We start from the raw sequence: 11,261 nt of genomic DNA on the forward strand, positions 1-11,261 counted from the left end.
CGCCACCGAATACCGCGCCGAGATGACCACCCGCTTCGTGATCTGGGACCAGATCACCGGCGCCACTACCCCGCCCACCACAGCGTGACCCAGGTTCCCGCCCAGACCGCTACACGCACTGACGCGCCCTCAATCGATCAACATCCCACCAACGTGACAACGCCCCCTCGAGGCCCTTCAGCTCGTCCAGCCGTCAGCGTCCCGCACACGTGAACGAAGCCAGATCTTTATTGGTCCCTCTGTTCGTCGGCGGGCCCCTTCAGTAGTCGGTTCAGCTCGTTCCCGGCGTCGTCGTACCCGGCATCGCAGATCCGTTGCAGCTCACGCAGGTTGCCGGTCGCGGCCGCGCGTCGAGTGAGCAGGAACCCGGCTTGCATGGATCCCTCGTCCAGCAGATCGCTCAGCTCCTCAAGGTTGTCGGCTGCGTCGGCGAGGTTGGCCAGCCGGTCCAAGGCGGTTTCGTTGCCCTCGTCGGCCAGCTCGCGCAGGGTCTCCAGATCGATGTCCGTGTTCACCATGACGCCATGCTGCAACCCTGCCCTTGGGGAAAGGTCAAGTGGGACGATGGCCAGGTGATCACCATCGGGCAGCTGGCCAGGTACGTCGGAGTGTCGACCAAGACCGTCCGCGTCTATCACGACAAGGGGCTGCTGCCCGAGCCCGACCGCGATGCATCCGGCTACAGGCGCTACAGCGCGAACGCCGTCATTGATCTGATCAAGATCCGCACCCTGGCTGACGCCGGCGTCCCCCTGGCCCGGATCAGGGACCTGAGATCGGCGACCGACGCAGAGTTTCAGCAGGCGCTGCGGGAGATCGACGCCGGGCTCACCGCCCGCATCGGTGGCCTGCGGGCGACGCAAGGGCGCTTGCGCCAGCTCGGCGCCGGGCATCTGGCACCGCTGCCCGCCGAGGTCACGACCTATCTACAGCACCTGGACGGCTGGGGATTCACCCCGCGTTGGGTGGATCTGCAACGCGACCTGTGGATCCTCGTGTTCGCCACGCACCCGGACCAAGCGATCACACTGTTTCAGGAGCAGGCCGAGATCCTGGCCGACCCCGCGCTGCGGCAGCTCTTCCTCGACTACGACCACGCGCACGACCTCGACGCCGGCGATCCCCGCATCGACGACCTTGCCCGCCGGATCGCCGACGCGACCCGAGAACGCTACGGCTCCGATGAACTGCCCGATTTGGATGCAGCCTCTGAGATCCCTGCCCTCATCCAGGGCGCGGTCAACGCCGCGTCCTCGGCATGGCAGCGAATCGACATGCTCATCCGTGCACACCTCGACGCTACGGGCTGAGTGCAGAAAACAGTCAGCGCGCGGCGAACGGCAGGACGGACATTGCCTGATACGGCACTTTTAGTCATGTCCTTGTTCGGTGGTGATGAGCTCGTTCTGTTACGGGTGACTGGAATAGGACATTCGCGGCAGGTATTGAGTCGTTTAGGTGGAGGGGGAGGGGCCTGGTCTCCGCTGCGGACGTAGCTTCGTCGCGCTGTCGGCATGTCAGGTGCACACGGTGCCTGGGTGATACGGCAGCGAGGGGGAAGCACTGTGTCAACGCGATGGATGCGTACTGCCGTGAGCGCGGCCGCAGCGGCAGCGCTCGCGGGTACATGCTTGGGAGCAGCGGCTCAGCCCGGCCCGGGCAGCCTGGAGGCCCGCGTTGATCGGGCCCGGACTATGACGGCTGTCACAGGCATCGGTGCCGCTGCCGCTACGTGCAAGGTCGGCAAGATCATCTACGACCGCACTACGGAATGCGAGACCGTCCAGGGAACGGTGAGGGTGCTCGATAACCGTGTCGTGGTTGGCACGGCGACGTTCACGATCAGCCACGAGATGACCCTCAACAAGAAGTCGCTGAAGTGGTCGGAGACCATGCGCGTCAGCAAGGCGAACATCGTCGGCAAGGCCGGCGGTATCCGGATGGGGGTGTCGGTTTCCTGCGGCAGTCCGTGCAAGGCGTCCAGTCATGTGCCGGGGCACACCCTGGGGTCCGCCTTCTCGGGGAAGGTCGACTACTCCGACGGAGTCAAGAAGAACAAGACGCACTCCAGCGCGGCGAAGTACACGTTCTCGTTCACCAAGCCCGGTTACACGCTGGGCGGCTTCTCGTACTCCTCCCTGGGCTTCCGCTGCGACGACACGTTCTGGAACGTGGCCAACACCCGCAGGCTGGTGCGTCCTGGGTGCGTCTTCCCGAAGTTCAAGCCCACCCTGAAGACGATGAGCACGCTGCCGGAGATCGCGAAGAACATCCGCCGGATTCAGTCGAAGGGCGGTCACTACGGCCGGCCCGGCTCCGGGCACCCGTTGCACCGCCTCACCGATGACAAGAAAGCCGCCGCGAACCGGCGCGCCGTATGCGGGAAGGCGAAGCCGCCGGTCGGGAAGTCCTGCGACGAGTACCCGTTCGCCAGGACCCATGAAGGGGGCACGGCGCTCCCGGCGGCCAGCCGCGGTATCGCCATGGTTCCGGAGGGGGAGCAGGACAAGCAGGGCGGCCGGATCATCGGGTTCTACAAACAGGAACGCCTCGTGAACAAGGATGGCTTCTGGGTCGTGGTCTGACCCACGACGCACAGCTTGTGCTGCGGCTCGCTCACCTTGCCGGGGTGGACGAGCCGCAGCACGATGTTCCGGGAAAAGAGAAACGGGAAAGACGATGACGCTTCAGGGCCCTGCCCGTGTGCAGGTGTCGCACCATCAGTACGTTCTGCTGGACACGGACGCCGAGGAACCGGACCAGGACATCGACGACACCCTCGCGGGCAACGGACTCGTCTACCTCAACACGGAGTCCACTTACGCGACCGTCCTGACCGGGACCTCCTACGGGGACGTCGATGTCGTCTTCGACGTGACCGCCTCCGAGCCCCCGCTGAGCGTCGACGGCTGGGACGAGGTCGTCGAGGTCAGCATGTACTTCCCGGCCGAGGGACCGCTCGTGGGTGACCCTCTCTCCGAAGACCTGGTGGAAGTCCCCCTCCTCGGGGACGAAGAGGAGTACCAGTGGTGGAGGGTCCGGATCCATGCCCGGGGACGGGACGCGGCGTCCGCCGCCGGTGACATCTGCGCAGACGAAGGCGACACCGTCCTGGAGCAGCACCTCGTCCAGATCTGGGCTGCCTCCCAGGCACCGGAGATCCGTCACCGGCTCACCGACCAGACCGGCCGGCGCAGGCGCACGACCAGCGCCGAGGAGTACACGGCGGCGAAGGCCGCGGAAGCGGACCACGCAGCGATTCCTCCCACACCCGCCGAAGAGACGCCCATCGCCTCCGCGCAGGCCGAGCTCCACACCCGTACCCCCAGGCCCCCCGACTGACTGAGTGCCTGAGCTGTCGGAGATCTGGGAAATGCGAGCGTTCGTGGCGGCCGTGTCGGGAACCGTGGACTTCGTGATCTGCGCGGGTGGGACGGTTGGCGCCCGCGACTTCGGAGGCCCCGAGGTGTGTGTTCGCCCTCCCGTGCCGGCTGCGTGATCCGCGAGTTGACCGTACGGGTGGGAGCGAGCAATCCCAGCGGCACCACGGCTTCTCGATGCGTTCTCGCCGGGGGCGCCCACATCCCTCGCGGCGCGGGAGCGCGCCGGTACACGTGATCGCTGATCAGCCCTCTTGGTGCCCGCCTGCCTGCTACCGGCCGACGCACCTTCCTGCTGATCAAGGGCGACGTATCGGAGAGCGGGCCATGGCCGTTCGGTCGGGCAGCCGCCTCTGAAACCTACTGCGGCAAGAGCATGTTTGTGGGCCAGACCAGGCCATGCGGGCCGCTTTCGCATCCGGAACAGAGAATGACGGTCTCCGCAACCGTGCTCACGCCGGTTGCACCCCCCGCTGCGCTCCTCCGTCAGGGTGACCACGCAGGCCAAGTCGTTCTTCCTGCGCCGATCAGCCCGTATGTGTAGTGCCGTGATCAAAAACGTGATGCGTGCCGCGGCGGTCGCCGCCCTGGCCTCCTCCTCGCTGGCCGTTCCCGCCTCCGCCTCGGGCAGCACCGGCACGGTACGGGCCGGCATCGAGTGCCCGCCCGACTACGTGTGCATCTACCCCGAAATCAACTTTGGCGGCCAGCCCTGGGTCCGCCGAGCCGTCGACGGCAGCGTCAAAGACCTGCCCTCCGCGATCCGGGACCGGGGCAGCTCCATCCGGAACAATTCCGACCGCACCGCCCGCGTCTACGAAAAGCGGAACCACTCCGGCCGCTGGGTCTGCGTGACCCGCAGCGGCGGCTCCATCCATGATCTGCGGAGCTACAACCTCAACGACCAGACACGCTCCCTGAAGATCAACCGCAACGACTGCGGCTGAACACCCGAGGCGAACGTGACGAAGCCCTTCCCTGGTGGAGGGAAGGGCTTCGTGAGCGAGCGCTGGGCAGGCCTTGCACCTGCATTTCCCCGCAGGAAGCGGGGCGTCTTTCCTTGGACGACCAACGCAGTGTCAGCCACCGTAGGTTGCGGCAAACCTTCAAGATCAACTATAGCGCATGCGGTCACGATGCGGCACAGCGCCAGCGGGGTGCGGCTGTCCGGTGAAGACCAGGCAGAGCGCGTGCGAGGGCCACCGCACGCTCGCCGTGCACCGCGATGCCGTTGCCCTGCACCGAGCGAGCACGTCGTGCGAAGGCAGCCACTGGCGCCGGTTGGGCACTGGCCGGCAGGCCCTGCTGGCCCTCGCCCGCCTGCACATCGGGCATCTCTGCGCCCAGCTCGCGGCAGGGTCGTGGGGCGGTACACCGTTTGTCGGGAGGTCTATGGCCCCAGCTCCAGAAGTGAGGCATCGCGTTTGGTCAAGGGGCGGCTTCGTACTTCACGACGGTGCTGGAGCAGTTGGACGCGATCTTCTCCAGTGCGGCACGTTCCTTGCTGTCCGCGGTGAGCTTCCAGCGGAGCTTGGTGGCGACCCAGTCGGAGGCGTAGGGGCACTGCACGGATGCGGCCGACGGCAGCCATTCGGCCGGGTCCCGATCGGCCTTGGACCGGTTCGTCTTGGCCGTGACGGCGACCAATGACCTGCTGGCGGAGGCCTGGCCGAGCGAGCGCGAGGCCAGGATCGACGCCTTCCGCTGGCTGACCCGATACAACACCCGACGCAGGCACTCCCGCCTCGGCCAAAGATCCCCGATCGCCTACGAGAACGGCCTCCAACCGCAGCAACTACCCTGGCCCAAGCCGCATAGACGTGTTCACAATCCGGGGTCAAGGCCCCCGTGCCAGTCCAGGCAGATGACGGTGGCGTCGTCCAGCAGGTTTCCTTCGGTGGCTTGGTGGAGGGCGCGCATGAGGGAGCGAACGGCTTCGCGGGGGTGGAGGTCGGCGTCGGCTTCGATGCGGGCGGGTAGGTCCAGGGCGGTGGTGTTGCGTTCGGTCATCCCGTCGGTGATCAGAACCAGTCGGTCTCCGGGGGCCAGGTGAAGGTCTTGCACGCGGTAGTGGCCGTCCCAGGGTGCGCCGAAGGGCAGGTCCACTTCCGGTTGGATCTCGCTGACCCGGCCGCTGCGCAGTCGCAGTGGCCAGGGGTGGCCGGCGTTGACGAACAGAGCGTGGCCTGTGGACAGGTTGATGTTCAGGAGCTGGCCCGTGACGGTGGCGTCTTGGCCGTAGTCCAAGACGGCCTGGTGTGCTGCCCGGGCCTGCTCGGCCAGAGAGGCCCGGGCTCGCCGGGTGTTGCGCAGGGAGCCGACGATGAGCGTGGCCAGTAGTGCGGCGTAGGTGTGGTGGCCCATGGCATCGGTGATGGAGACGTGCAGAGTCTGCCTGTCCAGGCTGTAGTCGAAGGTATCGCCGGAGATGTCGTGCGTTGGCTGGAGGGCGCCGGCGAAAGTGATTGGCCCGGCTTCACAGGACAGAGCCTGTGGGAGAAGGTTGTGCTGGATTTCAGCGGCCAGGGTGGGCGGGATGCTGCGCCGGCCCCATTCGTAGAGGTCGGTGAAGCGCCGGTTGGAGGTGACGACGTAGGCCAGGGCTTGGGCGGCCTGCGTGATCTGGTGATGGTGACGTGGGCTGGGCTTGACGGTTGTGGTCACCTCCAGGATGCCGATGGCATCTCCATGGGTGGTCACCGGTGCCAGCACCCGGTATCCGCTCGCCGGCTCGGGGGTCTGGGTGATCTGCAGCTGCTGGGAGCGGATCACCTCCTCGTGGAGGGTGCCGCGAAGGTCGATGTGGTCTTGGTCCCCGCCTTCGCCTTCCGTGTCATTCGCCACCGGTAGAGACAGCAAGACGTCGCCGGTGAAGTCGATGATCCAGAAGCGGACCTCACGGGCATCCATCTGCCCGGCAAGAGCCTGGGCAACCACTGCAACGGAATCCACTGGCGGCGCCTGTTCCACCGCTGCCAGCAGCCCCTCGACCGTCATGTCGTGCTCAGTCACTCTGGCGCCTTTCCTTCATCGGTCCACCACGGCCCTTGGCCCCCCTTTCGAAGCTGCTCAGGACGGCAGGGGTGCAGGAGAGCGGGCATCACCGTGTGGTTGTGGCTTGACGGCGGGCTTCGGTGGCCTGGAAGCGGTAGGAGTCGGTGCCGGTCTGATGAGCGTGCAGCGGAAGGTGATGCGGTCGGCGATGGCCGCGCAGAGCCTGGGGTCGCCGAAGGCCTTGTCCCACTCGGCGAACGGGGAGTTGGTGGCCACCGCGGTCGCCTTGCACTCCTCGCGTTCTGTGAAGATCTGGAAGAGCAGCTTCGCACCCTTCTTGTCCAGGTTCCCTCAGTCGGGAGGATTGCGAGTCCCGCGTTTGTTTGCTCCGGTTTCCTTTGGGGTGGAGATCTCTTTCGAGGTCCTGCGGGCCGGCCCCGGGATGGAAGTAGATCCAGCATGCCAGCTCGGTCAGCGAGTTACGGAGGCGACTCTCCATCCTCGGAGCGTTGACAACCTGAACCGGGCCAAGCAGAAGAAGAGAGACCGCACTGTCGCTCGCTTCCTGATGGTGGGGCTCGGGCCTGGTCTCAGCAATTCGCCCGACCAGTCCTGCACCAGCGTCGAAAGCTCCTGCCACGTTTCCATTCGAGCCCCACCCCTGAATCAGGATTTCGGCGTGCTCCTGCCCACCTCGGGGATCATCGCACCCACCGCCGACAACGCTTGAAACGGTGGCCAACAGGACGGGCCGGCCATCATCGAGGAGGGCCCTTCCGCACCGCTTCTCGTGTGCCTGGTGCAGATCCGCGCCGCCCCGGACCGCCATGCTTCCTTCAGTGGGACGATGTGGTCGATGTCGATACCGGAGGCGGACTCGACTGTTTTCCCGTCGTACTCGGAGTACCAGGTGCCGCTGATGGCGCGGCACTGGTCGTCCTGGACGACGCCCTGGCCGTCGCGCTGAAGCGTGACTTCGCGGGTGTCGCAGGTGCCGTACTGGGTGATCCAGTGCGGGAACTTCGCCCGGGAGTAGCCGGGGACGTCGTTCTCGTCGGCCACGACCAGGCCGGCCAGGAGCTCGCGGGCCTTGACCGCATCCGGCGGCTCGGGCAGTTCACGGAGAGTAGGTGCCTGCGTGGTGGGAGTGGGCGGCCGCTGCCGCGGTGGCGGTCGTGGGAGCGGCGGTGAGCGCGAGACCGGCGAAAGCCGAAACGGCCGTGCACAGCGCGGTACGGCGCAGATGACGAATCATGCCCCACATGCTCCGGCCCCCGACCGGCGAAGAATCGTTACTGCCGGACAGGGGTCACTCTGGCGGGTGGGAAGTCGTACCGGGGGGGGCGGCGGCGGGGCGTGGCAGTGCGTCAGGCGGGCCTCGCGCAGCCGGTGCCGGTCTCGCTCGGCGCACTCAGCTCAGAGGTCGCCTGCCATGTCACCCCCGTCCAGCTGGATGGGCAGGCTCGGGAAGCCGAAGAGGAAGCCCAGGCAGCGCTCCCGCAGATCCGCCGCGCTCTACCTCGGGACTCAGTGGAACGCCCCGTTCTCCTCGTCATGTTCTCCTGGGGGTTCAGCCGCAGTCGTTGCGGTTGATCTTCAAGGAGCGGGTCTGGTCGTTGAGGTTGTAGCCGCGCAGTTTGGTTGTCCCGGGCCCTGCTGGTCCGTGCCCCTGACAGGCGCGGTTCGGAAGGGCCCGGCCTCGCGTCCGGCCGGCTATTGGTCGGCGGTGTGCTTAACCTCGCCGTTTCACTTGGGGTGGGGGCAATTTCTGTGCGGCAACGCGAAAGTGCCTTCTGAACTGGGACGATGAACCTTGTCGAGGGGTTCTGTCGGTCCAGGCGGAAGGCACTTTCTGCGTGCAGGGTATCGGTTCGCGTCCCAAGCTTCATGTCTCTGCTGACGGTGCGGGGGTAGTGAGTCATGCCGGGACACGGCTACTGGCTGATCTTGCCGATGTCACCGGGCTGACCAGCGAATACTCCACCGCGTTGAGACCGCTTCGGCCACGTGGCACTGGTCATGACCCGGGCCGGATCGCCACCGATCTCGCGGTGATGATGGCTGACGGCGGCGAGACCATCACGGATCTGGCCGTGCTGCGCGACCAGGGCGAAGTGTTCGGCCCGGTCGCCTCAACCCCGACTGCCCGGCGGCTGCTCGCCGACATCGACGAAGCCGGACTCGCTCGGCTGCGAGCGGCCCGCGCCCAGGCACGAGAGGTCGCCTGGCTGCAGGCCACCGAGACCCGCTCCGGCATACCAGCGGTGAAGGCCGGCGGACGGGAACTGCCCGGCCCGGTCCTGGACATCGACGCCACACCGTCACCTGCCACTCCGAGAAGGACCAAGCCGCACCCACCTACAAGGGCGGCTTCGGATTCCACCCTCTGGTGTGCTTCCTGGCCACCACCGGCGAGGGCATGTCCGGGCGGCTGCGACCCGGCAACGCCGGAGCCAACACCGCCGCCGATCACATCACGGTGCTGAACGACGCTCTCGCACAGATCCCCGACGCCCACCGGCACGGCACCGACATCCTCATCCGCACCGACAGCGCCGGATCAGCGAAAGCCTTCCTCGCCCACGTCCGAGACGTGCGGATACGAGGAATCCCCACCTTCTTCTCGGTCGGACACGCGGTCACCGCACCGGTCCGCCGCGCGATCCGGGCCCTGCCCGAACAGGTCTGGCACCCCGCCCTGGACCAAGACGGAACACTGCGCGCCGGCGCCTCGGTCGCCGAGCTGACCGGCATGGTCGACCTTGCCGGCTATCCGGACGGCACCCGCATCATCGTGCGCCGCGAGCGACCGCACCCCGGAGCCCAACTGTCCCTGTTCGACCAGGACGAGGGCCTGCGGCACCAGGTCTTCCTCACCGACACACCGATCGCCAGCGGGGGCTCCGCCCAGCTTCTGGAGGTCCGCCACCGCGGACACGCCACCGTCGAGGACCACATCAGGTGCGGCAAGACCACCGGCTTCGGCCGCTTCCCCTCCCGCCACTTCCCGGTCAACGCTGCCTGGCTCGAACTCAGCCTCACGGCGATCGACCTCCTCGCCTGGACCCGCGTACTCCTGCTGGACGGCGATCTGGCCACCGCCGAACCCAAGAGACTGCGCTATCGAATCCTGCACGTCGCCGCCCGGATCACCCGCGGCAGCCGCCGCCTGCGCTTGCGGATATCGGCGACCTGGCCCTGGAGACATGAACTCACGGCCGCATTCCACCGCCTGGCCGCCCTGCCTCGCCCCGCCACCTGAGCGACCACCCCCTGATCCCCCGCGACCCGAAGGACCTCGGAGAACCCGGCCCACCGCGCCGGGCCCCCACCATGCCCACCAACCGACACCACTCCAAACAACCCCGCTCAGCCAGCCACCAGCCTCAACTGAAACGGCGAGGTTAAGAACGTGTGCTCAGCCGTCTACAGGGATCGGTCGGTCCGGTGGGCCGTCGGTCAGCAAGGACGCCACTAGTTTCGGCAGCTCAGCCGGCCGCAGCACATCTGAGGTCGCGGCCAGTTCCGCTGTGGTCCACCAGCGATGCCCGGTGATCGCGGCCTTCTCGATCTCCTCGAAAGCCGAGGTATCGACCTGGAACGCAGGCACCCGGGCCATGTAGTAGCGCTGGTGAACCTCATAAGCGACGCCGCCCCGGACCGCTGTCCACGGGCGCCCTCGCCAAATCTCCGGACCCAGCGAGAGATTCGTCAGCCCGGTTTCTTCCTGCAACTCCCGCAGGGCTGCCTGCTCGTAGCTTTCGCCTGGCTTGAGCCCGCCTCCAGGGGTGAACCACCGAACGGAACCGTCCTCCTTGTTCAGGGCAGAGAACAGCAATAGCCGACCGGCATCGTCCAGCAACACCACGCGCGCACCCGGGCGCGGCACCAGGCTCCCCTCCGGTTTCATCACCTCGCCAGCTTAGAACGGCACTGTCACGTTGACTGACCGGGTGGGATGATCTTCTGGTTGGTCATGCTGGGAGGGGTCGTCCGTGGACAGCGCGCCGCCGTCGTACAAAGGGCACCGGTACCCGGTGGAGATCATCGCGCACTGCGTGTGGCTGTACCACCGCTTCCCGCTCAGCTTCCGCGAGGTCGAGGAACTGATGCTCGAGCGCGGCGTGTTCGTCTCCTATGAGACGGTCCGCCGCTGGTGCGCCAAGTTCGGGCAGGCCTATGCCGGCGCGCTGCGCCACCGGCAGCCCCGGCCCGGGGACAAATGGCATCTGGACGAGGTCTTCATCAAGATCAACGGAGAGCAGAAGTACCTGTGGCGGGCCGTCGACGCCGACGGCACCGTCCTGGACATCCTCGTACAAAACCGGCGGGACACCGCTGCGGCCAGGCGGTTCTTCCGCAGGCTGCTGAAGAAGACCCGTACAGTGCCCCGGGTGGTCGTCACCGACAAGCTGCGCTCCTACGGCGCGGCCCACCGCGAGGTCATGCCCTGGGTCGAGCACCGTTCCCACAAGGGCCTGAACAATCGGGCCGAGAACAGTCATCAGCCCACCCGGCAGCGCGAACGCGCCATGAAAGGCTTCCGCAGCGTCGGCGGAGCCCAGCAGTTCCTGGCCGCGTTCAGCGGCATCTCACCCCACTTCCGGCCCCGCCGCCACCTGATGACCGCCACCGAATACCGCGCCGAGATGACCACCCGCTTCGCCATCTGGGACCAGATCACCAGCGCCACCGCCCCGCCCACCGCAGCGTGACCCAGGCCCCGCCTGCCCCCTACGCGCCCTCAATCGATCAACACCTCACCAACGTGACAACGCCCTTCTCCTTGCTGCTACTGATTCCCAATGTGGTTGTCAAGGTCAGTTGATGACTCGTTGTGAGGGTGTCAGCCCAGTGGGACGGGGCTGGGTGGCGCGGTGATCTGAA

Annotated in this window: 12 protein-coding genes and 1 pseudogene; 6 read left to right on the forward strand and 7 right to left on the reverse strand. The window is 66.8% G+C overall.

Annotated elements, in window-relative coordinates; translation table 11 throughout:
- Positions 1-227: 227 nt before the first annotated feature.
- The gene (locus tag ACIRJP_RS40855; RefSeq protein ID WP_404186059.1) at positions 228-518 is read right to left on the reverse strand and encodes a hypothetical protein; all 291 of its coding nucleotides are present in this window, start codon (positions 516-518) and stop codon (positions 228-230) included.
- Positions 519-524: 6 nt separating this feature from the next.
- On the opposite strand from ACIRJP_RS40855, the gene ACIRJP_RS40860 reads away from it, so the two are divergent.
- The 4 genes from ACIRJP_RS40860 to ACIRJP_RS40875 all read left to right on the forward strand — a co-directional run bounded on the left by ACIRJP_RS40860 (position 525) and on the right by ACIRJP_RS40875 (position 4,327).
- Positions 525-1,310, forward strand: a complete 786-nt coding sequence (locus ACIRJP_RS40860) for a MerR family transcriptional regulator (protein ID WP_404186061.1) — start codon at positions 525-527, stop codon at positions 1,308-1,310.
- A 384-nt stretch (positions 1,311-1,694) separates the two neighbouring features.
- Entirely contained in the window at positions 1,695-2,585 is an 891-nt protein-coding gene (locus tag ACIRJP_RS40865; RefSeq protein WP_404186063.1) for a NucA/NucB deoxyribonuclease domain-containing protein, read from the forward strand.
- A 94-nt stretch (positions 2,586-2,679) separates the two neighbouring features.
- A complete protein-coding gene (locus ACIRJP_RS40870) occupies positions 2,680-3,342 on the forward strand; it encodes a hypothetical protein (RefSeq protein WP_404186065.1) in 663 nt (220 codons plus the stop codon).
- A gap of 586 nt (positions 3,343-3,928) precedes the next feature.
- Complete coding sequence (locus tag ACIRJP_RS40875; RefSeq protein WP_404186067.1) at positions 3,929-4,327, forward strand: peptidase inhibitor family I36 protein; 399 nt, start codon at positions 3,929-3,931, stop codon at positions 4,325-4,327.
- A gap of 481 nt (positions 4,328-4,808) precedes the next feature.
- Here the strand turns inward: ACIRJP_RS40875 and ACIRJP_RS40880 are convergent, their stop codons facing one another.
- From ACIRJP_RS40880 to ACIRJP_RS40900, 5 genes are all read right to left on the reverse strand, one after another.
- Complete coding sequence (locus ACIRJP_RS40880; protein ID WP_404186081.1) at positions 4,809-5,105, reverse strand: hypothetical protein; 297 nt, start codon at positions 5,103-5,105, stop codon at positions 4,809-4,811.
- Between the two features lie 99 nt (positions 5,106-5,204).
- Positions 5,205-6,392 carry a PP2C family protein-serine/threonine phosphatase gene (locus tag ACIRJP_RS40885; RefSeq protein WP_404186069.1) on the reverse strand — a complete coding sequence of 396 codons (1,188 nt, stop codon included), beginning with the start codon at positions 6,390-6,392 and terminating at the stop codon, positions 5,205-5,207.
- Between the two features lie 57 nt (positions 6,393-6,449).
- The gene (locus tag ACIRJP_RS40890) at positions 6,450-6,719 is read right to left on the reverse strand and encodes an ATP-binding protein (RefSeq protein ID WP_404186077.1); all 270 of its coding nucleotides are present in this window, start codon (positions 6,717-6,719) and stop codon (positions 6,450-6,452) included.
- Between the two features lie 321 nt (positions 6,720-7,040).
- Positions 7,041-7,436, reverse strand: coding sequence for a hypothetical protein (locus ACIRJP_RS40895; RefSeq protein WP_404186071.1), 396 nt, complete (start codon positions 7,434-7,436; stop codon positions 7,041-7,043).
- Positions 7,437-7,491: 55 nt separating this feature from the next.
- On the reverse strand, positions 7,492-7,629 hold the full coding sequence (locus ACIRJP_RS40900; RefSeq protein WP_404186073.1) for a hypothetical protein: 138 nt from the start codon (positions 7,627-7,629) through the stop codon (positions 7,492-7,494).
- A 571-nt stretch (positions 7,630-8,200) separates the two neighbouring features.
- Here ACIRJP_RS40900 and ACIRJP_RS40905 point away from each other — a divergent pair.
- Positions 8,201-9,636: pseudogene (locus tag ACIRJP_RS40905) on the forward strand (IS1380 family transposase).
- Between the two features lie 156 nt (positions 9,637-9,792).
- Here ACIRJP_RS40905 and ACIRJP_RS40910 read toward each other — a convergent pair.
- Positions 9,793-10,284, reverse strand: a complete 492-nt coding sequence (locus ACIRJP_RS40910) for an NUDIX hydrolase (protein ID WP_404186079.1) — start codon at positions 10,282-10,284, stop codon at positions 9,793-9,795.
- A gap of 85 nt (positions 10,285-10,369) precedes the next feature.
- Here ACIRJP_RS40910 and ACIRJP_RS40915 point away from each other — a divergent pair, with 85 nt between their 5' ends.
- Positions 10,370-11,089, forward strand: a complete 720-nt coding sequence (locus tag ACIRJP_RS40915; protein ID WP_404186075.1) for an IS6 family transposase — start codon at positions 10,370-10,372, stop codon at positions 11,087-11,089.
- The last annotated feature ends 172 nt before the right edge of the window (positions 11,090-11,261 follow it).

The organism is Streptomyces sp. NPDC102437 (genome assembly GCF_044765565.1).
In the GTDB taxonomy this organism is placed as follows: domain Bacteria; phylum Actinomycetota; class Actinomycetes; order Streptomycetales; family Streptomycetaceae; genus Streptomyces.